Source organism: Bradyrhizobium sp. AT1, from assembly GCF_001590795.1.
Classification (GTDB): Bacteria; Pseudomonadota; Alphaproteobacteria; order Rhizobiales; family Xanthobacteraceae; genus Bradyrhizobium.
Window position 1 is genome coordinate 5,357,434 of the sequence record NZ_JXDL01000001.1, and the last position, 24,220, is coordinate 5,381,653.

General features: G+C 65.7%; 22 protein-coding genes. 13 read left to right on the forward strand and 9 right to left on the reverse strand.

Annotated elements, in window-relative coordinates; genetic code table 11:
- Positions 1-48: 48 nt before the first annotated feature.
- Entirely contained in the window at positions 49-2,787 is a 2,739-nt protein-coding gene (mutS, locus tag SE92_RS24855) for a DNA mismatch repair protein MutS (protein ID WP_063199232.1), read from the reverse strand.
- A 216-nt stretch (positions 2,788-3,003) separates the two neighbouring features.
- Here mutS and pcaF point away from each other — a divergent pair, with 216 nt between their 5' ends.
- From pcaF to SE92_RS24885, 6 genes are all read left to right on the forward strand, one after another.
- Positions 3,004-4,212: a 3-oxoadipyl-CoA thiolase gene (gene pcaF, locus SE92_RS24860; RefSeq protein WP_063199236.1), complete on the forward strand. Its 1,209-nt coding sequence runs from the start codon at positions 3,004-3,006 to the stop codon at positions 4,210-4,212.
- A gap of 68 nt (positions 4,213-4,280) precedes the next feature.
- Positions 4,281-5,174, forward strand: coding sequence for a dioxygenase family protein (locus SE92_RS24865; protein WP_063199238.1), 894 nt, complete (start codon positions 4,281-4,283; stop codon positions 5,172-5,174).
- Between the two features lie 106 nt (positions 5,175-5,280).
- Entirely contained in the window at positions 5,281-5,982 is a 702-nt protein-coding gene (gene pcaH, locus SE92_RS24870) for a protocatechuate 3,4-dioxygenase subunit beta (protein WP_063199241.1), read from the forward strand.
- The gene (gene pcaG / locus SE92_RS24875; protein ID WP_157095660.1) at positions 5,983-6,585 is read left to right on the forward strand and encodes a protocatechuate 3,4-dioxygenase subunit alpha; all 603 of its coding nucleotides are present in this window, start codon (positions 5,983-5,985) and stop codon (positions 6,583-6,585) included. It begins immediately after the preceding gene.
- Between the two features lie 234 nt (positions 6,586-6,819).
- On the forward strand, positions 6,820-8,508 hold the full coding sequence (locus SE92_RS24880; RefSeq protein WP_063199245.1) for a methyl-accepting chemotaxis protein: 1,689 nt from the start codon (positions 6,820-6,822) through the stop codon (positions 8,506-8,508).
- Between the two features lie 77 nt (positions 8,509-8,585).
- Positions 8,586-9,650, forward strand: coding sequence for a phosphotransferase (locus SE92_RS24885; RefSeq protein WP_063199247.1), 1,065 nt, complete (start codon positions 8,586-8,588; stop codon positions 9,648-9,650).
- A 169-nt stretch (positions 9,651-9,819) separates the two neighbouring features.
- Here SE92_RS24885 and SE92_RS24890 read toward each other — a convergent pair whose 3' ends face one another.
- The 3 genes from SE92_RS24890 to SE92_RS24900 are packed head-to-tail and all read right to left on the reverse strand — an operon-like array spanning position 9,820 to position 13,031.
- Entirely contained in the window at positions 9,820-11,376 is a 1,557-nt protein-coding gene (locus SE92_RS24890) for an MDR family MFS transporter (RefSeq protein ID WP_063199250.1), read from the reverse strand.
- A gap of 16 nt (positions 11,377-11,392) precedes the next feature.
- Positions 11,393-12,556, reverse strand: a complete 1,164-nt coding sequence (locus tag SE92_RS24895; RefSeq protein WP_063199253.1) for an HlyD family secretion protein — start codon at positions 12,554-12,556, stop codon at positions 11,393-11,395.
- The gene (locus SE92_RS24900; protein WP_063203744.1) at positions 12,549-13,031 is read right to left on the reverse strand and encodes a MarR family winged helix-turn-helix transcriptional regulator; all 483 of its coding nucleotides are present in this window, start codon (positions 13,029-13,031) and stop codon (positions 12,549-12,551) included. Before SE92_RS24900 ends, SE92_RS24895 begins: the two co-directional genes overlap by 8 nt.
- A 157-nt stretch (positions 13,032-13,188) precedes the next feature.
- On the opposite strand from SE92_RS24900, the gene SE92_RS24905 reads away from it, so the two are divergent.
- On the forward strand, positions 13,189-13,683 hold the full coding sequence (locus SE92_RS24905) for a Fur family transcriptional regulator (protein ID WP_063199255.1): 495 nt from the start codon (positions 13,189-13,191) through the stop codon (positions 13,681-13,683).
- On the opposite strand, the gene SE92_RS37210 is transcribed toward SE92_RS24905, so the two are convergent.
- Complete coding sequence (locus SE92_RS37210) at positions 13,668-13,907, reverse strand: hypothetical protein (RefSeq protein WP_245324852.1); 240 nt, start codon at positions 13,905-13,907, stop codon at positions 13,668-13,670. The two genes, SE92_RS24905 and SE92_RS37210, sit on opposite strands and share 16 nt — an antisense overlap.
- Here SE92_RS37210 and SE92_RS24910 point away from each other — a divergent pair.
- The 4 genes from SE92_RS24910 to SE92_RS24925 all read left to right on the forward strand — a co-directional run bounded on the left by SE92_RS24910 (position 13,789) and on the right by SE92_RS24925 (position 17,804).
- Positions 13,789-14,673 carry a DMT family transporter gene (locus SE92_RS24910; protein ID WP_245324826.1) on the forward strand — a complete coding sequence of 295 codons (885 nt, stop codon included), beginning with the start codon at positions 13,789-13,791 and terminating at the stop codon, positions 14,671-14,673. The genes SE92_RS37210 and SE92_RS24910 overlap by 119 nt on opposite strands.
- Before the next feature lie 12 nt (positions 14,674-14,685).
- Complete coding sequence (ispG, locus tag SE92_RS24915; RefSeq protein ID WP_063199259.1) at positions 14,686-15,969, forward strand: flavodoxin-dependent (E)-4-hydroxy-3-methylbut-2-enyl-diphosphate synthase; 1,284 nt, start codon at positions 14,686-14,688, stop codon at positions 15,967-15,969.
- 153 nt (positions 15,970-16,122) lie between these two features.
- Positions 16,123-17,019, forward strand: coding sequence for a TauD/TfdA dioxygenase family protein (locus SE92_RS24920; RefSeq protein ID WP_063199262.1), 897 nt, complete (start codon positions 16,123-16,125; stop codon positions 17,017-17,019).
- Positions 17,016-17,804 (forward strand): N-acetylmuramoyl-L-alanine amidase, encoded by a 789-nt coding sequence (locus SE92_RS24925; protein ID WP_063199265.1) that lies wholly within the window; start codon positions 17,016-17,018, stop codon positions 17,802-17,804. The genes SE92_RS24920 and SE92_RS24925 overlap by 4 nt, the downstream gene beginning before the upstream one ends.
- 9 nt (positions 17,805-17,813) lie before the next feature.
- Here SE92_RS24925 and SE92_RS24930 read toward each other — a convergent pair whose 3' ends face one another.
- The 3 genes from SE92_RS24930 to SE92_RS24940 form a co-directional block, all read right to left on the reverse strand.
- Positions 17,814-19,421: a Na+/H+ antiporter gene (locus tag SE92_RS24930; protein WP_063199267.1), complete on the reverse strand. Its 1,608-nt coding sequence runs from the start codon at positions 19,419-19,421 to the stop codon at positions 17,814-17,816.
- A 46-nt stretch (positions 19,422-19,467) separates the two neighbouring features.
- The gene (gene bla, locus SE92_RS24935; protein WP_063199270.1) at positions 19,468-20,325 is read right to left on the reverse strand and encodes a class A beta-lactamase; all 858 of its coding nucleotides are present in this window, start codon (positions 20,323-20,325) and stop codon (positions 19,468-19,470) included.
- A 224-nt stretch (positions 20,326-20,549) separates the two neighbouring features.
- Positions 20,550-20,924 (reverse strand): nuclear transport factor 2 family protein, encoded by a 375-nt coding sequence (locus SE92_RS24940; protein ID WP_063199273.1) that lies wholly within the window; start codon positions 20,922-20,924, stop codon positions 20,550-20,552.
- Between the two features lie 95 nt (positions 20,925-21,019).
- Here SE92_RS24940 and SE92_RS24945 point away from each other — a divergent pair, with 95 nt between their 5' ends.
- A complete protein-coding gene (locus SE92_RS24945) occupies positions 21,020-21,448 on the forward strand; it encodes a GFA family protein (RefSeq protein ID WP_063203745.1) in 429 nt (142 codons plus the stop codon).
- A 183-nt stretch (positions 21,449-21,631) separates the two neighbouring features.
- Positions 21,632-23,467: a caspase family protein gene (locus SE92_RS24950; protein WP_063199277.1), complete on the forward strand. Its 1,836-nt coding sequence runs from the start codon at positions 21,632-21,634 to the stop codon at positions 23,465-23,467.
- 32 nt (positions 23,468-23,499) lie between these two features.
- Here the strand turns inward: SE92_RS24950 and SE92_RS24955 are convergent, their stop codons facing one another.
- Positions 23,500-24,189 (reverse strand): DUF1345 domain-containing protein, encoded by a 690-nt coding sequence (locus SE92_RS24955; protein WP_063199280.1) that lies wholly within the window; start codon positions 24,187-24,189, stop codon positions 23,500-23,502.
- Positions 24,190-24,220 lie beyond the last annotated feature (31 nt).

Sequence of the window (24,220 nt, forward strand, 5' to 3'; positions counted from 1 at the left end):
CGCGTGGGCACGCTCCGTTTTGTCCGCCATACGGCAGCTGCTGCACCGTCACGACTTCGGCAGCTTGGCCTTCAACGCATACAGCGCATCCAGCGCCTCGCGCGGCGACATCTCGTCGGGGTGCAGCGCCTTCACCGCTTCCATCAGCAGCTCGGCTTCGCTCGGCGGGGCAGCTTCCGCCGCGGCGCGGGAGGGCACCGCGAACAGCGGCAAATCGTCCACCAGCGCGCGCGCGGTCTGGCCGCGGTCCTGCGCCTCGAGCTTCGACAGCACCGATTTCGCACGCGTGATCACGGCCGGCGGCAGGCCGGCGAGTTTTGCGACCTGGATGCCGTAGGAGCGGTCGGCCGAGCCCGGCAGCACCTCGTGCAGGAACACGACGTTGCCCTGCCACTCCTTCACCCGCACGGTGGCGTTGAACATGCGCGGCAGCTTGGCCGAGAGCGCGGTCAGCTCGTGATAATGCGTCGCGAACAGCGTCCTGCAGCGGTTGCTCTCGTGCAGATGCTCGATCGCGGCCCAGGCGATCGAAAGGCCGTCGAAGGTCGCGGTGCCGCGGCCGATCTCGTCGAGGATCACCAGCGAGCGCTCGCCGGCCTGGTTGAGGATCGCAGCGGTCTCGACCATCTCCACCATGAAGGTGGAGCGGCCGCGGGCGAGGTCGTCCGCGGCGCCGACGCGCGAGAACAGGCGGTCGATGATGCCGATCCGCGCGCGCGTCGCCGGCACGAAGCTGCCGATCTGGGCGAGCAGCGCAATCAGCGCGTTCTGGCGCAGGAAGGTCGATTTACCGGCCATGTTGGGGCCGGTGAGCAACCAGAGCTGGCCGGACTTTTGGCCAGGCGCAGGCGACAGATCGCAGGCATTGGCAATGAACGGCTCGCCATTGCGCCTCAAGGCCTGCTCGACCACGGGATGGCGGCCGGCTTCGATCGCGAAGCCGAGGGAGTCGTCCACGTCGGGTCGCACATAATTGTCGTCGACCGCCAGCTTTGCGAGTGACGTTGCAACGTCGAGCAGGGCGAAGGCGTGAGCGGCGGTGCGGAGATCGTCGCTGATCGCCATCGCCTTCGCCGACAGCCGCTCGAAAATCTCGAGCTCGAGGCCGAGCGCGCGGTCGCCGGCATTTGCGATCTTGGCTTCGATCTCGCCGAGCTCGGACGTCGTGAAGCGCACCTGGCCCGCCAGGGTCTGGCGATGGATGAAGGTGGCGTTCAGCGGCGCCGACGTCAGCTTGTCGCCGTGCTGCGCGGTGACCTCGACGAAATAGCCGAGCACGTTGTTGTGCCGGATCTTGAGGCCCTTGACGCCGGTCTGGTCCGCGTAGCGGGCCTGCATCGAGGCTACGACCAGGCGCGAGGCGTCGCGCAAATTGCGTGCTTCGTCGAGGGCGGGCTCATAGCCCTGCCGCACGAAGCCGCCGTCGCGCTTGATCAGCGGCAGCTGCTCGTCGAGCGCGCGGGTGAATTCCGCCGCCAGCTCGCGCGAGGGCTTTTGCAGCGCCGCCATCACCAGCGCGAGCTCCTGCGGCGGCTGGTCGAGCTCGCCAAGTCGCGCCAGCACCTGGTCGGCGGCGACGATGCCGTCGCGCAGCCCCGCAAGGTCGCGCGGACCGCCGCGGCCGACCGAGAGGCGGGCCAGCGCCCGCGACATGTCGGGCGCGCCGCGCAAGATGCTGCGGATGTCCTCGCGCGCCGCGGAATCGGCAACGAAGGTGCTGACGGCGTCGAGCCGCCGCGCGATGGCGGGCGCATCCGTCAGCGGCGCCGCCAACCGCTGCGCCAGCAGACGCGAGCCCGCCGACGTCACGGTACAGTCGATCGCGTCGAGCAGCGAGCCGCGGCGCTCGCCCGCGAGCGTCCGCGTCAGCTCGAGATTGGCACGCGTGGCCGGATCGATCGCCATGGTCGCGCCGGACGCCTCGCGCGCGGGCGGCGACAGCGGCGGATGCTTGCCGACCTGGGTGCGGTCGACATAGGTGACGGCGGCGGCCGCAGCGGTTGCTTCGAGACGCGTGAGCTGCGCGAGGCCATCCATGGTCGCGACCGCGAAATAGTCGCACAGCCGTTTCTCGGCGGTGGCGCCGTCGAACACGTCACGGGTCAGCGGCGTCACCGCCGGCAGCTCGCGCAGGGTCTGTCCCAGCTCGTTGTCGCTATAGAGGGCATCGGTGACGATGGCCTCGTTCGGATTGATGCGCGCCAGCGTCGCGGCGAGCTCGCCGCCGGAGCATTCCATCACGGTGAATTCGGCGGTCGAGATGTCGATCCAGGCAAGGCCGAAGCGGTCGCCGCCACCGGAGGCGCGAGCGCGCGCGATCGCCAGCAAATAGTTGTTGGCGCGCGCATCGAGCAGATTATCCTCGGTCAGCGTGCCCGGCGTCACCAGCCGCACCACGCCGCGGCGCACCACGCTCTTGTTGCCGCGCGCTTTCGCAGCCGCAGGATCTTCGGTCTGCTCGCACACTGCGACGCGGTGGCCGGCGGAGATCAGACGATGCAGATAGTCCTCGGAACGCTCGACCGGCACGCCGCACATCGGGATGTCGGCGCCCTGATGCTTGCCGCGCTTGGTCAAGACGATGCCGAGCGTCCTGGAGGCGATCTCGGCATCCTCGAAGAACAATTCGTAGAAATCGCCCATCCGGTAGAACAGCAAGAGGCCCTGATGCGCTGCCTTGATCTCCAGATACTGTTCCATCATCGGCGTCACGCGCGCCGCGGCTTCCGACGGCTGCGCGGGGACGTCGTCGGGGGGCGGTGCTTGTATCGGCTGTTGCATTGTCATGGGCGGCGCAACCTACAAAATTTCGTCTCCGGCTCCTATCGCTTTGGCTGGGAGGAACGGGTTTTCCACGTTGTCCGCAGTGCGGCATGCGCTGCGGAGGGCAGGCCCCTGCAAATCGCGCGCGAAACCGTCAATTGACCTGCCGCGGGCGCCCTCCTAAAACTCCGCCGACATTGAAGAATTTGGGCCGAACCGCGGCATTCAGGGAGAACAGCGATGCGTGACGTCTTTATCTGCGATGCCGTGCGGACCCCGATCGGCCGCTTCGGCGGCTCACTCGCCAAGGTGCGTGCCGACGATCTGGCCGCAGCCCCGATCAAGGCGCTGATGGCCAAGCATCCCAATCTCGACTGGGCACAGGTCGACGAAGTCTTCTTCGGCTGCGCCAACCAGGCCGGCGAGGACAACCGCAACGTCGCGCGCATGGCGCTGTTGCTTGCGGGTCTGCCGGATTCGGTTCCCGGCCAGACCCTGAACCGCCTCTGCGCCTCCGGCCTCGATGCGGTCGGCGCTGCGGGGCGCGCCATTCGTTCCGGCGAGATCGAGCTCGCCATTGCCGGCGGCGTCGAGTCGATGACGCGCGCGCCCTTCGTGATGGGCAAGGCGCAGGAAGCCTTCTCGCGCTCGGCCGAGATTTTCGACACCACGATCGGCTGGCGCTTCATCAATCCGCTGCTGAAGGCGCAATATGGTGTCGATGCCATGCCGGAGACCGGCGAGAACGTCGCCGAGGAATTCCAGGTCTCGCGCGCCGACCAGGACGCCTTCGCCATCCGCTCGCAGCAGCGCGCCGGCAAGGCGATCGCCGCCGGCTATTTCGCCGAAGAAATCATCCCGATCACCATTCCCGGCGGCAAGGCCGGTCCCATCACCGTCGACAAGGACGAGCATCCGCGGCCCGAGACCACGCTGGAGGGCCTCGCCAAGCTGAAGCCGATCGTGCGCAATCCCGGCACGGTCACCGCCGGCAATGCCTCCGGCGTCAATGACGGCGCGGCCGCGATGATCCTGGCCTCAGAGGCCGCGGTGAAGAAGCATGGTCTGACGCCGCGCGCGCGTATTCTCGGCCTCGCCTCGGCCGGCGTGCCGCCGCGCATCATGGGCATCGGACCTGTGCCGGCGACCCGCAAGCTGATGGAACGCCTCGGCAAGAAGATCAGCGATTTCGACCTGATCGAGCTCAACGAGGCCTTCGCTTCGCAGGGCATCGCCTGCATGCGCCAGCTCGGCGTGGCCGATGATGCCGACTTCGTCAATCCGCATGGCGGCGCCATCGCGCTCGGCCACCCCCTCGGCATGAGCGGCGCACGTCTCGCGCTCACCGCCGTGCATGGCATGGAAAAGCGCGGCGGCAAGCTCGCGCTCGCCACCATGTGCGTCGGCGTCGGCCAGGGTGTCGCCGTTGCGATCGAGAAGCTGAATTAAGAGTCGGTCCTCCCCCTCTCCCCGCTTGCGGGGAGAGGGGGAGAGTCTGGGCGGTTGGGAGGCGTGCCATGATCATCGAGCGCGAGCAGGACGTCACGGCGGCTGCCCTGGCGGTGATGGAGCGGACGTCCGACCCGCGGCTGCGCCAGATCATGGTGTCCCTGGTCAAGCACCTGCATGGCTTCGTGCGCGATGTCCGCCTGACCGAGAAAGAGTTTCGCGACGCCACGGCGATCATTGCCGAGCTCGGCAAGCTGACCACCGACACTCACAATGAAGTGGTGCTGATGGCGGGCTCGCTCGGTGTCTCGCCGCTGGTGTGCCTGCTCAACAATGGCGATCAGGGCAACACGGAAACCGATCAGTCGCTGCTCGGACCGTTCTGGCGGCTGAACTCGCCGCGGGTCGAGAACGGCGGGTCGATCGTCCGATCCGAGACGCCGGGCGCGCCGCTGTTCGTGAGCGCCCGTGTCGTCGACAAGGATGGCCGTCCGGTTGCCGGCGCGGAGGTCGATGTCTGGCACGCCTCGCCGGTCGGCCTCTACGAGAATCAGGACCCTGACCAGGCCGACATGAATTTGCGTGGCAAGTTCACGACCGACCAGGACGGGCGCTTTTCCTTCCGCTCGGTGATGATGGTCGGCTATCCCATTCCGACCAACGGCGTGGTCGGCCGTCTCTTGGAGGCGCAGGGCCGGCATCCCTACCGCCCGGCGCATCTGCACGCCCTGATCTTCAAGCCCGGATTCAAGGTGCTGATCTCGCAGGTCTACGATCCCTCCGACCCGCATATCGACAGCGACGTGCAGTTCGGGGTGACGCAGGCGCTGATCGGCAAGTTCCAGCGCCACGACACGCCGCATCCGACCGCGCGCGATGTCACCGCGCCCTGGTATTCCCTCGACCACACCTACCGGCTCGAAGCCGGAGAGGCCGTGCTGCCGCGCCCGCCGATCAAATAGCGCGCGGCACGCCCGCCAAACCCGCTTCCCCAAATTAGTTATATCCTATAATGATTGGCGGAAGCGTTGACCGGCCGGACCACAATGGCCGGGGAGGAGTTCGCCCATGACGTTCATCTATCCCACCGACAGCAACAAGGCGCATCCGCTGCCGCTGTCGCCCGAGTACAAAAGCTCGATCAAGCGCGCGCCGAACAAGCCGCTGATCCCGATGCGGCATACGTTGTCGGAGTTGACCGGCCCGGTCTACGGCCACGAGACCGTGCGCGACGGCGACAACGACCTCACCCGCCAGCATAGCGGCGAGCCGCTCGGCGAGCGCATCATCGTGCACGGCCATGTGCGCGACGAGGACGGCAGGGGCGTGCCGAACTCATTGGTCGAGATCTGGCAAGCCAATTCCTGCGGCCGCTACGTCCACGTCCGCGACCAGCATCCCGCGCCGCTGGATCCGAATTTCACGGGCGCCGGCCGCACCGTGAGCGATGCGAGCGGCTACTACCGCTTCGTCAGCATCAAGCCGGGCGCCTATCCCTGGGGCAATCATCACAACGCCTGGCGTCCCGCTCATATCCATCTGTCGGTGTTCGGCCATTCCTTCGTCACGCGCCTCGTGACGCAGATGTATTTCCCGAACGATCCGCTGTTCCCGTTCGATCCGATCTTCAACTCGGTGCCGGACGAGAAGGCGCGGGCCCGGATGGTGTCGTCGTTCGACCTCGAGAATACCCAGCCCGAATGGGCGCTGTGCTACCGGTTCGACATCGTGCTGCGCGGCAAGAACGCCACCCCCATGGAGAACAGTTAAGTGCAGGATTCTGTGAAACCCAATGGGATCACGCCATCGCAGACCGTCGGCCCGTTCTTCAAATACGGCCTGACGCCGACCGGCGAGTACGACTGGAACGACGCGTTCACCAGCTCGACGCTCACGCCCGATGTCACGGGCGACCGCATCCGTATCGAAGGCCGCGTGTTCGACGGTGACGGCGTTGCCGTTCCCGATTGCATGCTGGAGATCTGGCAGGCGGACGCGCAAGGCCGCTTTGCCGACCCGCAGGACAAGCGCGCGCTGCCGAATGCGAGCTTCCGCGGCTTTGCCCGTTGCGGCACCGACAAGGACGGCAATTACGCCTTCGACACCATCAAGCCGGGCGCGGTGCCCGATCCCGACGGCAAGCCGCAGGCGCCGCACATCCTGCTTGCGGTGTTCGGCCGCGGCATGCTGCGGCATCTCTACACCCGCATCTATTTCAGCGATGAGGCCGGCAACGCCGCCGATCCCGTGCTGGCGCTGGTGCCCACGGATCGGCGCGCCACGATCACCGCCGTGCGGGAGGCCGGCAAGCCGGTCTATCGGCTCGACCTGCACCTCCAGGGCGACAACGAGACGGTGTTCTTCGACGTCTGAGGCGATGGGTGCCGGTGAGGCAAGCTCGCCGGCGCCAGTTCTCATCCCGCGCAATCGCGCCCGCGTCGCCGGCTCATTGTGCGTCAGTTTCTCTGACCTAAAACCGATTCGCGAACCTGCAATCTCCGTAATTTTGCGGAGCCGTTCTTTTTGCAACTTTTCCGCGAGGCAATCCCGTATTTACCACATTGATCTAGGCTCCACGCGGTTTCGGCGCGCGCCCTGGATTGTTTCATGAAAATTCGTTTGTCGTTGTCCTCCGCGATCATTGCGTTCGGGATCGTTATCGCCATCGGCTTTGCCGCCGTGGTCTCGACCAGCCTGTACGCCCTGAAAGAGCTCAAGGTCGGCGGTCCGCTCTACTCGGACATCAAGCTCGGCAACGACCTGATTGCGGACATCCTGCCGCCGCCGGAATACGTCATCGAGGCCTATCTCGAGGCGACCCTCGCCATGCGCGAGCCGGATCAACTGGCGGCCCACGGCGAACGCCTGGTCCAGCTCCGCAAGGACTACGACGAGCGCAAGGCGTTCTGGGTCACCTCCAGCCTCTCGGCCGACCTGAAGACCGCGCTGGTGTCGAAATCCGACGCCGAGGTGCAGAAATTCTGGAAGGCGTCCGACCAGCTCCTGCCGGCCCTCAAGGCCAAGGACGCGGCTGGGTCCGAGCGCGCCTATGCGCAGCTCAAGGACGCCTACACCGCGCATCGCGCCGTGATCGACAGCATCGTCGAGAGCGCCAACAAGCAGAATGCCGCCATGGAAACGCTGGCCGCGGACCGCGACAGCGCGATGCTCTATATCCTCCTCGGCGTGTCCGCGGCTGTCCTCGCCTTCATCGCGGCGGGCCTGCTCGGCGTCGCTCTCGGCGTGGTGCGCCCGATCGTCCGCATGACGGGCACGATGCAGAAGCTCGCGACCGGCGATCTCGCCGCCGAGATTCCTTTCGCGCACCGCCATGACGAGGTCGGCTCGATGGCGGGCGCGCTCCAGGTGTTCAAGCAGGCGGCGGTCGAGAATTCCCGGCTGCGCGAGGAGCAATTGCGGCAGGAGCAGGAGGCGGCGCTGGCCAAGCGCGGCGCCCTGAACCAGATGGCCGAGACTGTCGAGCGCGAGACCGGCCGCTCGGTCGACACCGCGACCGCGGCGAGTCATGGCGTTGAACGTGCCGCCGCCAGCCTGTCGGACATCGCAAGTTCGCTCTCGGCGCAGTCGCAGGCGGTTGCGGCGGCCTCCACCCAGGCGCTCGGCAGCTCGCAGACCGTCTCGGCCGCGGCCGAACAGCTGAGCGCTTCGATCCGCGAGATCGCGAGCCAGGTCGCGCGGACCAGCACGGTCACCAAATCCGCCGTCGCCGGCCGCGAGCAGGCGCGTTCGACCATTCAGGCGCTGGCGGGATCGGTGAAGAAGATCGCCGAGGTCTCCGACCTCATCGGCGGCATCGCCGGCCAGACCAACCTCCTGGCGCTCAACGCCACGATCGAGGCGGCGCGCGCCGGCGAGGCCGGTCGCGGCTTCGCCGTGGTCGCGGCCGAGGTGAAATCGCTGTCGGACCAGACCGCCAAATCCACCGAGGAGATCACGCGGCTGATTACCGAGATCCAGGCCTCGACCCAGGCCGCGGTCGATGCCGTCGAGACGATGGGAGGGCACATCGTCGAGATCGACGGCGTCGCGACCTCGGTTGCCGCCGCGATGGAAGAGCAGGACGCCGCGACGCGGGAGATCACGCGGTCGATTTCCGAATCGGCGTCCGCGGCGAAGGAGGTCTCGGCCAAGATCGGCAATGTCAGCCGTGATGCCGCGTCGGTGAACGAGCGCGCCACGGAGGTCAGACAGGCGATCACCGGCATGGCGGCCAATCTCGAACAGCTGCGGTCGGTGGTCGTGCGGACCGTGCGCGACTCGACCGCGGCGGCCTGAGCCCCGGCGGCGTTCCGGCCGCTGGTGCCCGGGAGTGTGATCGTGCAGTATGGCGCGGGACAGGGGCATCGTGGTTCATGACGTCTCCACAATTGCCGGCGGTTGTTGAGCCCGCCCGACTGACGGCCGCGTTGCGCCGGGGCGGCGTGCTGGACGCCGGCGCGGTGCGCGAGGTGAAGGTGCTGCACCAGCGCGACACCGTCGTGTCGCATATCATCCGGCTCGGCCTGCGCTATGTCGGCGAAGCCACCGGCGCCCCGCAATCGCTGATCCTGAAGACCGCGAATGCCGCATTCGCCGAGAAGCTTGCGAACGGCGGCCGGCGCGAGGTGGAATACTATACGCAACTGGCGCCGACCATGGCGCCCGGACTCGTGCCCCGCTGCTTCGACGGACATTTCGACGAGGACAGCCTCGTCTGGCACCTGCTGCTCGAAGATCTCACCGACAGTCACGAGATCGCGACGGCTTGGCCGCTGCCGCCATCGCGCGATCAGGCGATTGCGATCGTGGCGACGCTCGCGCGTTGGCATGCGGCGTGGTGGGACCATCCGAGCCTCGGCGAAACCGTCGGCACCTTCGCGAGCCCCGAGGACAGCGCGGAGCGGATGGAGACGTTCGCGGGGCATTACGACCGCTTCGCCGATTTTCTCGGTGACCGCCTCAGCGAGGAGCGACGGACCCTCTATCGTCGCCTGATCGATCAGTCGGACCGGCTGTCCCAGCGTTACCAGTCACGCCGTCACCTCAGCATCACCCACGGCGATGCCCATGTCTGGAATTTCCTGCTGCCGCGTGCGGGCGTCGCCGATACCGCGCGCATCTTCGATTTCGACCTGTGGAGCATCAACGTTCCAACCCACGACCTCGCCTACATGATGGCGATGCATTGGTATCCGGAGCGCCGGCAATCGCTCGAACGCCCGCTGGTCAATCTCTACCATGACACGCTGATCGAGAGCGGCATCACCGGCTACACGCGCGGCGCGCTCGACCGCGACTATCGCTGGGCGGTGCTGTGGCAGATCACGAGGCCGGTCTGGCAATGGAGCATCAACTTCCCGCCGGTGATCTGGTGGAATAATCTGGAGCGGATATTTGCGGCCGTGGATGATCTGGGCTGCGAGGAATTGCTGGGGTGATCTCTCGTGCCCCGGACGCAGCGCAGCACTCCCGGCGATGCGAAGCATCGTCCGGTGTGATGCGCTGCTGAGCCGGGGCCCAGATCCGACAGCAGAATGGGTCCCGGTTCTGCGGCGCATCGCTCCGCGCTGCACCGCGCCCGGGACACGAGATCGCGTGAAACTGCGCCTACTCCATCACCGCATGTTCCGGCCCGGCCGCCTGCTTGCGCAGCGTGGCCTTGGTCGAGCCGATCAGGAAGGCGAGTGGGATCGTGCAAAGGATGAAGATCATCACCAGCTGATAGTCGTGCGCGAACGCGATGATCTGCGCCTGCACGCTCACCATTCTGTCGGCCATGGCGCGGCCGGCGTCGGTGGACAGGTTGATCAGGCCCCTGACGTCGGGCATCTGCAGTGCATGGTTGAACGGGTTGATGTTCTCGGACAGGATCGCATAGGTCCGCCGCGTTCCCTGCGTCAGCTGCGCGATCACGACGGAGATGCCGACCGAGCTCGCGACGTTCCGCATCAGGGTCAGCATCGCGGTGCCGTCGGTGCGCAGCTCGTTCGACAGCGTCAGGAACGCCACGGTCGAGAGCGGAACGAAGACGAGGCCGAAGCCGAAACCCTGGATGACGCTGACGGTGACGATCTCCGGCACCTGGGTCAAATCGGTCCAGCCGGTCATCTGGAACAGTGAGCCCGCGGTCAGGGTCAGGCCCGCGATGATCAGCGTGCGGGCCTCGATGTAGCGCATCATGCGGCCGACCAGCATCATGGCGAAGAAGGTGCCGAAGCCGCGGCTGGCCAGCAGCAGGCCGGCGGTGATGATGGGATAGCCGATCACGTTCTGCATGTAGGGTGAGGCCAGCGCCATGGTCGAGAACAGCACGAGCCCCATCACGACCATGAACATGCAGCCGGTGACGAAGTTGCGATCCTTAAACAGCGCGAAGCGGATGAACGGGGTCGAGGTCGTGAAGGAGTGCGCGAGGAAGAAGTAGAAGGCGACCGCCGAGACGATGAACTCTGCGAGGATCTCATTGGATTCCAGCCAGCCCAATTGCTCGCCGCGATCGAGCGCGAGCTGCAGCGAGCCGATCGCAACCGCGAGCGCGGCGAAGCCGAAGAAGTCGAATTTGAGGCTGAGGTTCTTGTCGGTCTCGTCCATGAACACGATCAGCCCGAGCACGGTGATGGCGCCGAACGGCAAATTGACGAAGAACACCCAGTGCCAGGAATAGGTCTCGGTCAGCCAGGCGCCGAGCGAGGGGCCCATGATCGGGCCCATCATCACGCCCATGCCCCAGATCGACATCGCCTTGGCGCGTTCCTGCAGCGTGTAATAGTCCAGCATGACCGATTGCGACAGCGGCACCAGGGCGGCGCCGAACACGCCCTGCAGCAGGCGGAACAGCACCATCTGGTTGATGTCCTGCGCGAGGCCGCAGAGCACCGACGCCATGGTGAAGCCGGCCGAGCAGATGATGAAGATGCGCTTCCGGCCGAAGCGGTTGGCGATCCAGCCGACCGGGGCCGTCATGATCGCCGCGGCGACGATGTAGGAGGTCAGCACCCAGTTGATCTGGTCCTGCGAGGCCGACAGCGTGCCTTGCATGTAGGGCAGGGCAACGTTGGCAATGGTGGTGTCCAGCGCCTGCATGATGGTCGCGGTCATGGCGCAGATCGTCACCATGTTCCGGCGCAGGCCGGGGACCATCAGGCTGGCATTGGGACCGGACATCGGATCAGTCCTCGACCTAGTCTTTGTCTTGGTTCGCTGTCGCCGACAGGCCGAGCAGGCCGGCAAGCGAGCGCTGATGACCGGTGTCGATGGTGGCATAGACGCTCATGCCGGCCTTCAGCTTCCGCACGTATTTGTCGGTCTCGTCGAAATAGATGCGAATCGGCACGCGCTGCACCACCTTGACGAAATTGCCGGTGGCGTTCTGCGGCGGCAGGATCGCGAATTGCGCGCCGGTGCCGGGCGAGAGCGAGCCGATCTTGCCCTTGAAGACGTGGTTCGGGAACGCGTCGACCTCGAGCGTGACGGCCTGTCCTTCGGTCACATAGGTGAGGTCGCTCTCCTTCGGGTTGGCGTCGACCCAGGGGTGGGCGACGTCGATGATGGAGAACACCGGCGTGCCCGCGGTGACGAAACGACCGAGCTGGATCTGTTCGACCTGCGTCGCCACGCCATCCATCGGCGCGCGCACCACGGCGTGGTCGAGGTTGCGCTGGGCATCGTCCAGCTTGGCTTTGGCCTGTGCGTAAGGCGGAAATTGCTCCAGCGGCAGCGCGGGGTTGCCGAGCAACTGCGTCGTGGCGTTGGAGAGCTGCTGCTTGATGTATTGCGCCTGCGCGCCGGCGGTCACCAGTGCATTCGAGGCGTTGTCGAGATCGAGCTGCGAGCCAAAATTGTTCTTCACCAAGGCCTGCTTGCGCTCGACGTCGCGCTTTTTCAGATCGATGCCCTGCTGCGCCAGATCGAGCATGTCGCCATAGATCTTGATGTTGGCGACGAGGTTGTCATAGGTCGTGCGCGCCTGCGCGAGCTGCGCCTTGGCTTCGTCCACCGCGAGGCGGAACGGAACGGGGTCGATCTCGAACAGCTCGTCGCCCCGCTTGACCGACTGGCCTTCCTTCACCACCACCTTCAGGATCTTGCCGGAGATGTCGGGCGTCACCAGCACCTTCTGCGCGCCGACATAGGCATCGTCGGTGCCGACATAACGGCCGCCATTGACATAGAAGGTGAGGCCGCCGACGACGGCGATCACGGGCAGCACGACCAGGAGGAGGAAGCGGCGGTAACGCCGCAGGCCCGCCACGAGGCGGCGGCGCGGATTGGTGCCTGCTTTCTTGGTGGGCTTACCGCTGTCGGTCTTCTGCTCGGGCTGGAACTTGAGAACTTGATCAGCCATAGCGCTGCTCCTTGCGCGCTTGTTCCGCGCCGCTGGTCTGGATCGCGGTGCGCACGTTTTCCTTGATGGTTTCGAGCTGGGTCAGCAGGCGATGGGCGTCGGCCGGCGTGATGCCCTCGAGCGCGTTGGCCGTCAGCTCGGACTTCAGCCCGCTCATCCGGCCCAGCAATTGCCGGCCGGCCTTCTTGAGATAAAGCCGCTTGACGCGGCGGTCCGAAGCATCGCTGCGGCGCTCGATCCAGTCGCTGTCGCAGAGCTTGTCGATCAGCCGGGTCAGCGTGATCGGCTGCATCTCGAGCAGTTCGGCGAGTTCCGACTGCTTCATGCCCTCGCTGCGCTCGACCTTCGCCAGCACCGCCCATTGGGCGCGGGTGATGCCGAAGCGCGATGCCTCCTTGTCGGCATAGACGCGGAGCAGGCGATAGAGCTCGCCCAGCGTAAACAGGAAGTTTTGATCGACCGACCCGCGGGTCATGAGCTTGGTCTCCAATAAGCTTGGCATATAATAAGCAAGCTTATGATTATTTCATGGCGAGTTACTGGGAAGCTGTCCCGCCGGAAGAGCATGGCTGGCAGCCGCACTGTCGGTCGTGCTTTGGGTTCCCCTGCCGAAATGCTAGAAGCTCGGCGGCATGACCCCTGCGAAATCGGCCTTTCCCGCACCCGACCATGATCACGGCCGCTGCACCGCGGATGCCCTGGCGCATGCCGAGGAGGTCTGCGAGCAGCGCGCGCAGAAATTCACGCCCATTCGCCGCCAAGTGCTGGGAGCGCTGCTCTCCAGCCACCGCCCGCTCGGCGCCTATGAGGTGATCGACGAGCTCGCCAAATCCATGTCGCGGCCGGCGCCGATCACGGTCTATCGCGCGCTCGATTTCCTGATGGCCAACGGCCTCGTGCACCGCATCGAAAGCCGCAACGCCTATCTGGCCTGCGCCGCCCACGACCATGACGCGACCTCGGCGGTGGCGTTCCTGATTTGCGAGCGCTGCGGCCTGGTCGGCGAGATCCCGTCGGCATCGTTCGCCGGGGATCTCAATGCCGCGGCACGCAGCTCGGGCTTTGCGCCCAAATTGTCCGTGGTGGAGATCACGGGCGTCTGCACCCATTGTCAGAAAGCTGCATAAAACAACAACGGCGCAAAGCCGGTTTTTCGGGAAGACATGTCCTCATCACAAGCCAACCCATCCGTCGCGCGTCCCCTCAGTGCCGGCGCCATTGCCCTGATGCTCATGCTGTGCCTGACTTGGGGGTTCAACCAGATCGCGGTGAAGCTGGTGCTGCCGGACATTCCGCCGATGCTCCAGGCGATGATCCGCTCGATGGGCGCGCTGCCGGTGCTGTTCATCATCGGCACCTTTCGCGGCGTGAAATTCTTCGAGCGCGACGGGACATGGAAGCCCGGCCTGGTGGCCGGGATGATGTTCGGTATCGAATTCGTGCTGATCTTCCAGGGCCTGCGCCTCACCTCGGCCTCGCGCGCGGTGGTGTTCCTCTACACCGCGCCGTTCTTCGTGGCGCTCGGCTCCTACCAGGTGCTCGGCGAGCGGCTCGGCGCCTCGCAATGGCTGGGCCTTGCCATCAGTTTTGCCGGCGTCGCGCTCGCCATCGGCGTGCCGCAGCCCAATGTGGATTCACATGTGCTGCTCGGCGACCTCATGATCGTCTGCGGCGCCGCGCTGTGGGCGGCGACGACGCTGGTTGCCAAGGGCACGCGGTTGCGGTTCGCCGCGCCCGAGAAGGCGCTGGGCTACCAGGTCGCCACCTCGATCCCGATCCTGGGGCTGGCGGCCTGGCTGTTCGGCGAGACCATCACCCACACGCCGGCGCCGCTGTCGCTCGGCCTGATGGCGTTCCAGGCGATCTGGGTGGTTGGAACCACGTTCACGCTTTGGTTCGCTCTGGTGAAGACCTATTCGGCCAGCAAATTGTCGGCTTTTACCTTCATCACCCCTTTGTTTGGCGTGGTGGGTAGCTATTTCATCATGCACGACACCCTAAGTCTGGCATTCGGGGCGGCCGCTGTCCTTGTAATTGCTGGGCTTTTTCTGGTTAACCGTCCGAGCCAAATGGCTGCGGCGCCAGCTGATGCATTGCTGAACGTCACCAAAACCTGATATTTGGACCCCATGAACAAGCCCGAAACATCAATCGATTCCGATCTCGCGGGACCCGCACCGCGCCATCGTACCACCCAGGTCAAGGTCGGCGACGTCGCCGTCGGCGGCGGTGCGCCGATCGTCGTGCAGTCGATGACCAACACCGACACCGCCGACATCGACGGTACCATCGCCCAGGTCGCAGCGCTTGCGCGCGCCGGCTCCGAAATGGTCCGCATCACCGTGGACCGCGAGGAAGCCGCTGCCGCCGTTCCGCACATTCGCGACGGCCTCGCCAAGCGCGGTATCAACACGCCGCTGATCGGCGACTTCCACTATATCGGCCACAAGCTGCTCGCGGCCTATCCGGCCTGCGCCGAGGCGCTCGCCAAGTACCGCATCAATCCGGGCAATGTCGGCTTCAAGGACAAGCGCGACACCCAGTTCGCCGACATCATCGAGATCGCGAACAAGAACGGCAAGCCGGTCCGCATCGGCGCCAATTGGGGCTCGCTCGACCAGGAGCTCCTGACCAAGCTGATGGACGAGAACGCCGCCTCCGCCAATCCGCGCGACGTGCGTGCGGTGACGCGCGAGGCCATGGTGCAGTCCGCGCTGCTCTCGGCCGCACGCGCCGAAGAACTCGGCATGCCTAAGAACCGCATCATTCTGTCCGCAAAGGTCTCGGCGGTGCAGGATCTCATCGCGGTCTATCAGGACCTCGCCAGCCGTTCCGATTACGCGATCCATCTCGGCCTCACCGAAGCCGGCATGGGCTCGAAGGGCATCGTGGCCTCCTCGGCGGCGCTCGGCATCCTCTTGCAGCAGGGCATCGGCGACACCATCCGCATCTCGCTGACGCCGGAGCCCGGCGGCGACCGCACCCGTGAAGTTCAGGTCGGCCAGGAGCTCTTGCAGACCATGGGCTTCCGCACCTTCGTGCCGCTGGTTGCGGCATGCCCCGGCTGCGGCCGCACCACCTCGACCACATTCCAGGAATTGGCCCGCTCGATCCAGGATTTCATCCGAGACGAGATGCCGGCGTGGAAGACGAAATATCCGGGGGTCGAGGAGCTCAACGTCGCGGTGATGGGCTGCATCGTCAACGGCCCCGGCGAATCCAAGCACGCCAATATCGGCATCTCCTTGCCCGGCACCGGCGAAGCCCCGGCCGCGCCTGTCTTCGTCGACGGCAAGAAGTTCCGCACGCTGCGCGGCCCCACGATCTCCGCCGACTTCAAGGCGCTGGTGATCGACTATATCGACCAGCGCTACGGCCAGGGCGCCAAGGTGCCGGTGACCGCGGCGGAGTAAGCTTGCGGCCATCACATCGTTGAATTCGTAGGGCGGATTAGCGCAAGCGTAATCCGCCTTATTTTTTGCGGGCGCGAAGTGGCGGGTTACGCTTCGCTAACCCGCCCTACATTGCTACGATGTCTCCAATCAACAACGATCGGGAGACACGCCATGAGCTCACTCGCCGGCAAGCAGGGCCCGCGCTATCGCCACACGGCCGAGGACGGCGCGCCCTACGAGACCATCGCGGTCGAAAAGCTCACCCCCATCATCGGCGCGGAAGTCTCCGGCATCGACATCGGCTCGCTCGTGGATGGCGATGCGCGCTCCAACCGGCAGATGGACGAGATCCACCGCGCGCTCGCCGAAAACCTCGTCATCTTCTTCCGCGACCAGCACATCACACCGCAGCAGCATCTCGCCTTCGGCCGCAAGTTTGGTGAATTGCATTTTCATCCGGCAGCGCCGCATGAGCACGAAGACCCAGCCCTGATGAAGATCTATGCCGACAAGAACTCGCCGCGCGCCAACGGCGAGGGCTGGCACTCGGACGTGTCCTGCGATCTCGAGCCGCCGATGGGCTCGATCCTCTACATCAAGCAGTGCCCGCCGCGCGGCGGCGACACGCTGTTCGCAAACATGTATGCGGCCTATGAGGCGCTGTCGGATCGCATGAAGACCTATCTCGACGGCCTGACCGCGCTGCATGACGGCGAGCCGATCTATCGCGGCCTCTATGCCAATTACGGCGTCGCCGACCGGCCAAGCTATCCGCACGCCGATCATCCCGTGGTGCGCACGCATCCGGTCACGGCCAAGAAGGCGCTCTATGTCAACCGCGGCTTCACCCGCCACATCAACGGTATCCCCCGCGACGAGAGCGATGCGATGCTCGCTTACCTCTACCAGCACGCCGAAAACCCGCTGTTCCAGTGCCGCTTCCGCTGGACCGAGAACGCCATCGCCTTCTGGGACAACCGCTGCACCCAGCACCGCGCAATGTGGGACTACTGGCCGCATACGCGCTCGGGCACGCGGGTGACGGTGAAGGGGGAGCGGCCGGTGTGAGGACGCCGTGGCGCGCCATTGCGATCGGGCTCATCGCGCTCTTGCTTGCAGCGGGCGCCCCCGTTCAGGGTAAGCCTGCGAAGGCGAAAGGACAGCCCGGGCCGACGGCGTGCGAGCCCAAGAGATTCCGGATCGTCGTCGACGTCGGGCACACCCCGGATTCCTACGGCGCCCTCAGCGCGCGCAACGATCCGGAGTTCGGCTTCAATCTCGTTCTCGCAAAGCTCGTCACGGCGAAGCTCAAGTCCGAAGGCTTCGCCGCAACCCGTCTGCTCGTCACCGACGGCAAGGCGCGGCCGAGCCTGTTCAAGCGCGTCAGTGCCGCGAATGACGGCCGGGCCGATCTCTTCCTGTCGATCCATCATGATTCGGTCCCGGACACACTGCTCGAGACCTGGGAATTCGATGGCGCGAAGAGCTATTTCAGCGATCGGTTTTCGGGCCACTCGCTGTTCGTGTCGCAGCAGAATCCGCACTTCGCCACGAGCCTGATGCTGGCTCGGATGATCGGTCGGCAGTTGAAGGAGCAGGGCCTGCACTATGCCAGCCAATATTCCCTGCCGGTGATGGGCCGTTACCGGCGCCAGTTGCTCGACAAGGATGTCGGCGTCTACCGCTATGACGGTCTCGTCGTGCTGTCGCGGACGAGCAGTGCCGCCGTGCTGCTCGAAGCCGGCTCCATCATCAACCGCGACGAGGAAATGGCGATGAACTCGCCGGAGCGACATGAGGTGGTCGCGGGCGCCGTTGCGGCTGCGATGAGGGAGTTTTGCGAGAGGCGGTAGCTCACGGCGCTAAAGCGGCACGCCCCGATACTCCCGGTTCGCCAGGCTGGCCTCCTCCAGATCCAGGTCGCGTTCGATCCGCCGCCGTGTCTCGTCGGTGATCTGGCCGTCGCGCAGGAGGTTGTGAATGAATTTGCGCTCGGCCGCGATCAGGTCGCGGGTCAGCGCGGTGCCGGCGGCGGAGACGTCGTGGTGGGTGGGATCGAGCGAATCCGGCAACTGGTTGACGCGGATCTCGTGGCGGGCACGCAGCAGCCGCATCACCTCGTCGGACACCTCCTTTTCCTCGGTCAGCGCGTCGAGCGATTTCAGCGCCGCGTCGAGCGCCTGGCGGCGCGCGGAGATCTCGGCCTCGTGCTCGGCGACGTGCTCGTCGCGACCGGCCTGCGCGACACCGAGCCAGCGCACCACCGGCGGCAGCGTGAGCCCGACGCCGATCAGCGTGACGAAGATGACGCCGAAGGCCACGAACAGGACCAGGTCGCGATATGGGAACGCTTCGCCGCCCGGCAACGTGAACGGCAGCGCCAGCGCGGCCGCCAGCGACACCGCGCCGCGCACGCCGGTGAAGGCGAGCACGAACGGCCATTGCCAGGGTGGCGACGGATCGCGCTGGCGCAGCGATTTGCTGAGCATCCGCGGCAGATAGGTCGCAGGATAGAGCCAGGCAAACCGCGCGATCACGACGATCATCAGGACCAAAGCGGTCGCGATCAGGATGTCATCGAGCGGGAAAGCTTTCGATTTCTCGTAGAGCGCGCGCATCTGGAAGCCGGTGAGCAGGAACAGCACGCCCTCGATCAGGTAAATCACGAGATCCCAGAAGAAGATGCCTTGCAGCCGCGTTGCCGAGGAGATCAGCAGCGGGCCGTTCCAGCTCACATAAAGGCCGCAGGCCACGGTCGCGATCACGCCGGAGCCGCCGACATGCTCGGGCAGCCAGTAGGACACGTAAGGCGTGATCAGCGACAGCGTCAGCTCGACCTGCGGATCCCCGGACCATTTGCGGAAGCGCAAAGAGAGCCAGCCGACCCAAATGCCGAAGGCGATCTCGCCGGCGACGATGAGCAGGAATTCGCCGGCCGCGAGCGGCAGCGAGAAATGCCCGACCATGATCGCGGCCAGCGCGAAGCGGTAGAGGATCAGCGCGGTGGCGTCGTTGGCGAGCCCTTCGCCCTCCAGGATGACCACGAGCCGCCGCGGCAAATTGAGCCGGCGCGCGATCGCGAGCGGCGCCACCACGTCGGGCGGCGCGACGATGGCCCCGAGCAGGAAGCCGATGGTCCAGGGCAGGCCGATCAGGTAATGCGTAGCGGCCGCCACCATCGCCGCGGTGAAGATCACAGCGCCGACCGCGAGCAGCACGATCGGGCGCAAATTGTTCCTGAACTCGCGCCAGCTCATGGCGACGCTGGCCGAGTAGATCAGCGGCGGCAGCACCATCAGCAGCACCAGTTCCGGCGGCAATTCAACCGGCGGCATGCCCGGGACGAAGGCGAGGCCGACGCCGGCCAGCATCAGCAGAATGGCGGGGGCGATGTTGAAGCGGCGCGCGGCCAATGCGGTGCCCGCCAGCACGGCGAGCAGGATGAGAAAGGTCTGAAACTTCGCTTCCATGATGGTCTGTCTTGACCCGGAAGCGACGGCTGGGTCAATGCGCGGCTTACGCCAGCCGCTCGGCCACCATGCGCCCGATCCGCGCAAAGGCGGCTTCGATCTGCGCCGCATTCGGCGTGCCGCCCTGGGTATAGGCCGTGATCAGGATCGGCGTCTCGGGTTTGGGCCAGGCGACCGCGATATCGCCGGAGGCATCCTTGCCGTTGTTGCCGGTCTTGTCGCCGATGGTCCAGCTGGTGGGCAGGCCACCGCGCAGCCGGTTCGCGCCGGTTTTGCAGTTCACCATCCACTCGGTGAGCAGGGTCCGCGAGGCCGGCGACAGGGCTTCGCCCACGACGAGCCGCCGCAAATTGCCCGCCATCGCCGCCGGTGTCGTGGTGTCTTGGGGATTGCCGGGCGGCGAACGGTTGAGCTCGGGCTCGTTGTGATCGAGCCGCGAAGTGGTGTCGCCGAGCGAGCGCCAGAACGCGGTGAGGACCGCCGGACCGCCGATCCGCGCCAGCAACAGATTGGCGCAGGTGTTGTCGCTGAGCTCGACGATTGCCTTGCACATGTCGGCGACCGACATCGCGCCGGCCGCAAGATTTTGCTTGGCGACCGGCGCGTAGTCGAGCAGGTCGGCCTTGCCGTAAGGGATCATGGCCGCGAGCTGCTCCTCGCCATGATCGACCCGTGCCAGCACGCAGGCTGCGAGCGAGGCCTTGAATGTCGAGCACATCACGAAGCGCTCGTCGGCGCGCCAGGCGAGCTTCTTGCCGTTGGCAAGGTTCTCCGCATAGACCCCGATCCGCCCGCCGCTCTCGCGCTCGTAGGATTCGAGCTCAGGAGGTGCCTCGGCGGCGAATGCGGGAGACGCGGCCAACCAGGCGAGCGAGGCAAGGACAGAGCGGCGGTCCAGATGCATGAGAGGGTCTCGGGGGGAGTGGCGGTGAGGTTGAAATGAACGCGCTATCAGCCGCGTCATTGCGAGCGAAGCGAAGCAATCCAGAAATCCATCCGCAGAAGCAGTCTGGATCGCTTCGTCGCAAGAGCTCCTCGCAATGACGTGTGGCGAGAATTTGGCTCTCACTGAGGGAAGAATGGAAGAGAGCGCTTTTCGAGTCGGGCAGGGGAAGGTCGTGGCTCCCCTCACTCCCTCAGATCGTACCGATACGATTTCGACACGATCTGCCAGCCGTCGGCGAGCTTCATCGCCACCAGATAATCCGTGAAATAGCGCGGCGGCAATTGGCACCGGACCTTGATGAAGGCGGTCTTGTCGTCCGAGCGGTCGATGGTGACGATGAAGTCCTCGCGCGGCTTGCCTTCAGCCTTGCCGGAGGGACGCTTGCGGACGCGGTCGAGCCAGTCCGGCACGGTCAACACCTGGAGCTCACCCTTCTCGACCCAGCGCAAATCCGCGGAGGGATGGAAGATGGTGCCGAGCTTCTCGGCGTCGCCCTCGTAAAGCCCGTCGAAATAGGATTGTACGACGGCTTCGACGCTCGAACGGTTCTGGTTCATGGGTCATCCTTTTGCATGATGGCTTGGGCGGAACTTAGTCGTACACATCGAAATGCGCTATGGGTGTCTCGCGCCAATCGCGCGAGGGTGTTGGAATGACCGGATCAGAAAATTCGAACGTTCGTATCCTGATCGGCGAATGCTATTGCCGCACCGTGCGCTTCGAGGTGGTCGACGCGTTCTCCTATGCGATGAACTGCCATTGCTCGAACTGCCGTCGCACCACCGGCTCCGCCTTCAAGCCGTTCGCCGGCATCGCGCAGGACAAGCTTCGTATCGTCCGGGGTGACGACCAGCGGCTCATTTTCGGCGACGACACCGCCCATGACGCCCATTGTGGGCGATGCGGCTCGCTGCTTTATTCCCGGGTGCGTGACGGACAATGGGTCCATGTCGCCATGGGAACCCTGGTCGATGCCCCCTCGATCCGGCCAAGCGCCCACATTTTCGTCGCCTCGAAGGCGCCCTGGCACGAAATTACGGACAATCTGCCGCAATATCGGGGGCATATCGGTGATGGCTAAAGCAACTTGGTCCGCACGCCGGCTCGGCCGCGAACCGCGAGCGGGCTGGTGCGACAAACAAAGGGGGGCTCTCGGGCTGTCGCCGGCGCGGTCTTCGTGACCTCCATCACAAGCGCCGCCGCGAGATCCTGCTAAAGCGGTTCCAAAGGGGCACGAAACGCCCCGAACTCCGGAAGTTGTGTCATGCGCAATCTGCTCAGACTCTGCCCGCTTCTCCTCGCTGCAGCGCTGCTGTTCGGCATGGAGCCCGCGTTCGCGGGCAACCGCGTCGCGCTGGTGCTTGCCAACTCGGCCTATCGGCACGCGCCGTCGCTCACCAACCCCGTCAACGACGGTGCGGTGATGGCCAAGACGCTGAAAGAGGCCGGTTTCGACATCGTCGATTACCGACACGATTTGTCGGCTCAGGACACGCGGCGCGTGCTGCGCGAATTCGCCGACGCGACCCGCAGTGCCGACATCGCCGTGGTCTACTATGCCGGTCACGGCATCGAGGTCGAGGGCTCGAATTACCTGATCCCTGTCGACGCCAAGCTCGAGCGCGATACCGACGTTTATGACGAGGCGCTGTCCCTCGACCGCGTCCTGGTCGCGGTCGAGCCGGCCAAGCAGCTTCGTCTGGTGATCCTGGATGCCTGCCGTGACAATCCGTTCGGCAAGACCATGAAGCGCACGGTGGCCTCGCGCGGCATTGGCCGTGGCCTGGCCCAGGTCGAGCCGACCAGCCCCAACACGCTGATCGCCTATTCGGCGAAGGCCGGCTTCACGGCGCAGGACGGCGACGGCGCCAACAGTCCCTTTACGGTCGCGCTGTCGAAATATCTGACGACGCCGGGCCTCGATGTCCGCCGCGCCTTCGGTTTCGTGCGCGACGAGGTGCTCAAATCGACCGGCAACAAGCAGGAGCCGTTCGTTTACGGCTCGCTCGGTGGTGAGGACGTGCCACTGGTTCCAGTCAAGGTGGCGGCTGCTGCGCCCACCGCGCCCACCGCGCCCGCGGTGAATCCGCAGGCCGACATGCGCCGCGACTACGAGCTCGCGCTCCAGGTCGGCAACAAGCCGGCGTGGGAAGCTTTCCTCGCCCAGCACCCTGACGGCTTCTACGCCAATCTCGCCAAGCTGCAGATCGACAAGTTGAAGGCCGAGCAGGCTCACGCGGCGGCAATCGAAAAGGCGAAGCAGGCCGAGGCCGAGCGTGACCGTCTCGCCGCGCTCGGCGCGCAGAAGGATGCGCAGGCCAAAGCCGCGGCCGATGCGAAAGCGGCCGAGCAGGCGCAGCTCGCTGCGCAGAAGACGAAGGAGCAGGCGCAGCAGCAGGCGGCTGCGGCCGAGCAGCAGCGCGTCAATCTCGCCGCTGCGGCCCCGAGCGCGGCGCCGGCCAGCACAGCGAGCCCCGCCGGCACCAACGTTGCGTCGCTGACGCCGGCGACCGCGCCGGCCGATCTCAGCCGCTCCGTGCAGACCGAGCTTGGCCGGGTCGGCTGCTTCTCGGGCGCAGCCGACGGCAACTGGAATACGTCCTCGCAGCGCTCGCTGTCGCAGTTCAACCGCTATGCGGGCACCAAGCTCGACGTGAAGATGGCGAGCTCCGACGCGCTGGATGCGGTCAAGGCGAAGCCGGCAAGGGTCTGTCCGCTGGTTTGCGAGCATGGCTTCAAGGCCGACGGCGACAAATGCACCAAAATCGTCTGCCGCGAGGGCTATGCGGTCAACGACGACAATGAGTGCGAGAAGCAGCGCGCCGCCAAGCCGGCCAAGCCCGCGACGGCCAAGCGCGACGACGGCGATGAGCGTCCGGCACGGCAGCGTCGTCAGGCCGGCGGTGCCGCCGCTGGAGCGGCAGGTGGTTATGGTGCAGCGGCCGGCATTGCCGCTGCGGCCGGCGCCAGCCGTGCTGCGGGCGGCGGACAGATGTTCTGCAACAGCACCGGTTGCCGTCCCGTCAATCGCGGCTGCCATCTCGAATATCGCGGCGGTGGCGGCCCCGGCAACGACGCCAATGCCGAGGTTTGTCGCTGACGATCGAACTCGTCCGGCGAACGCCGGACGAGTCAATTCGAAATCGCGCTCGCTGCGATGTTGACGGTCAAAGCCAGCAAAGCCGTGTTGTAGATGAACGACACGATCCCATGCGCCGTCGCGGTGCGGCGGATCGTCTTGTCGGTGATGCCGACGTCGGAGACCTGCGCGGTCATGCCGATCACGAACGAGAAATAGACGAAGTCCCAATAGTCGGCGTGGTCTTCCTTGTCGCCGCTCGGGAATTGCAGGCCGCCCGGCTTGGCGCCGCGGTAGTAATCATGGGCGTAATGCAGAGCGAATGTCGTGTGGACCGCGGCCCATGACAGCGCGATCGTGGTGATCGCGATCGTGAGCTCCCACACGCCGCGATGCGGCGTGCCCAGCTCGGAAACGATCGCGGCGATGCTGGCGAATGCCCCTGTGGCCGTCACCAGCAGGATCAGGAAGCGGCCGTCGTCCTGCATCGCAGCGGCGCGGCGGATGTGCTGGTGGTCGTTGCACAGCATCATCGCATAGACCAGCACGAGATAGACCGCGATCAGCGCATCCCAGCCGAACAGCAGACGCGTCACCAGCCTGAACGAGCCCGGCAGCAGCAGGCTGACCAGGATGCCGGTCGCGGGCGCGATGAAAGTCCGCGGCCGCGCATAGATCAGCCGCACCGGCCGCGACATTTTGCGGAAGCGAGCGAGGGCGGGGTCTTCTTTGCCATTGGTCATGACGGTGATGGCTCTCTCCCTGTTGCAGCGA

What these genes read in the sequence shown, in the direction of transcription:
- pcaH (WP_063199241.1), top strand. Translation starts at nt 5,281, where the DNA reads ATGACGTTCATCTATCCCACCGACAGCAACAAGGCGCATCCGCTGCCG.
- SE92_RS24920 (WP_063199262.1), top strand. Translation starts at nt 16,123, where the DNA reads ATGAGCTCACTCGCCGGCAAGCAGGGCCCGCGCTATCGCCACACGGCC.
- SE92_RS24885 (WP_063199247.1), top strand. Translation starts at nt 8,586, where the DNA reads ATGACGTCTCCACAATTGCCGGCGGTTGTTGAGCCCGCCCGACTGACG.
- pcaF (WP_063199236.1), top strand. Translation starts at nt 3,004, where the DNA reads ATGCGTGACGTCTTTATCTGCGATGCCGTGCGGACCCCGATCGGCCGC.
- SE92_RS24950 (WP_063199277.1), top strand. Translation starts at nt 21,632, where the DNA reads ATGCGCAATCTGCTCAGACTCTGCCCGCTTCTCCTCGCTGCAGCGCTG.
- SE92_RS24945 (WP_063203745.1), top strand. Translation starts at nt 21,020, where the DNA reads ATGACCGGATCAGAAAATTCGAACGTTCGTATCCTGATCGGCGAATGC.
- SE92_RS24895 (WP_063199253.1), bottom strand. Translation starts at nt 12,556, where the DNA reads ATGGCTGATCAAGTTCTCAAGTTCCAGCCCGAGCAGAAGACCGACAGC.
- SE92_RS37210 (WP_245324852.1), bottom strand. Translation starts at nt 13,907, where the DNA reads ATGATGAACAGCACCGGCAGCGCGCCCATCGAGCGGATCATCGCCTGG.
- SE92_RS24955 (WP_063199280.1), bottom strand. Translation starts at nt 24,189, where the DNA reads ATGACCAATGGCAAAGAAGACCCCGCCCTCGCTCGCTTCCGCAAAATG.
- SE92_RS24940 (WP_063199273.1), bottom strand. Translation starts at nt 20,924, where the DNA reads ATGAACCAGAACCGTTCGAGCGTCGAAGCCGTCGTACAATCCTATTTC.
- SE92_RS24910 (WP_245324826.1), top strand. Translation starts at nt 13,789, where the DNA reads ATGCTGTGCCTGACTTGGGGGTTCAACCAGATCGCGGTGAAGCTGGTG.
- SE92_RS24865 (WP_063199238.1), top strand. Translation starts at nt 4,281, where the DNA reads ATGATCATCGAGCGCGAGCAGGACGTCACGGCGGCTGCCCTGGCGGTG.
- SE92_RS24890 (WP_063199250.1), bottom strand. Translation starts at nt 11,376, where the DNA reads ATGTCCGGTCCCAATGCCAGCCTGATGGTCCCCGGCCTGCGCCGGAAC.
- mutS (WP_063199232.1), bottom strand. Translation starts at nt 2,787, where the DNA reads ATGACAATGCAACAGCCGATACAAGCACCGCCCCCCGACGACGTCCCC.
- bla (WP_063199270.1), bottom strand. Translation starts at nt 20,325, where the DNA reads ATGCATCTGGACCGCCGCTCTGTCCTTGCCTCGCTCGCCTGGTTGGCC.
- SE92_RS24930 (WP_063199267.1), bottom strand. Translation starts at nt 19,421, where the DNA reads ATGGAAGCGAAGTTTCAGACCTTTCTCATCCTGCTCGCCGTGCTGGCG.
- ispG (WP_063199259.1), top strand. Translation starts at nt 14,686, where the DNA reads ATGAACAAGCCCGAAACATCAATCGATTCCGATCTCGCGGGACCCGCA.
- SE92_RS24880 (WP_063199245.1), top strand. Translation starts at nt 6,820, where the DNA reads ATGAAAATTCGTTTGTCGTTGTCCTCCGCGATCATTGCGTTCGGGATC.
- SE92_RS24905 (WP_063199255.1), top strand. Translation starts at nt 13,189, where the DNA reads ATGACCCCTGCGAAATCGGCCTTTCCCGCACCCGACCATGATCACGGC.
- SE92_RS24900 (WP_063203744.1), bottom strand. Translation starts at nt 13,031, where the DNA reads ATGACCCGCGGGTCGGTCGATCAAAACTTCCTGTTTACGCTGGGCGAG.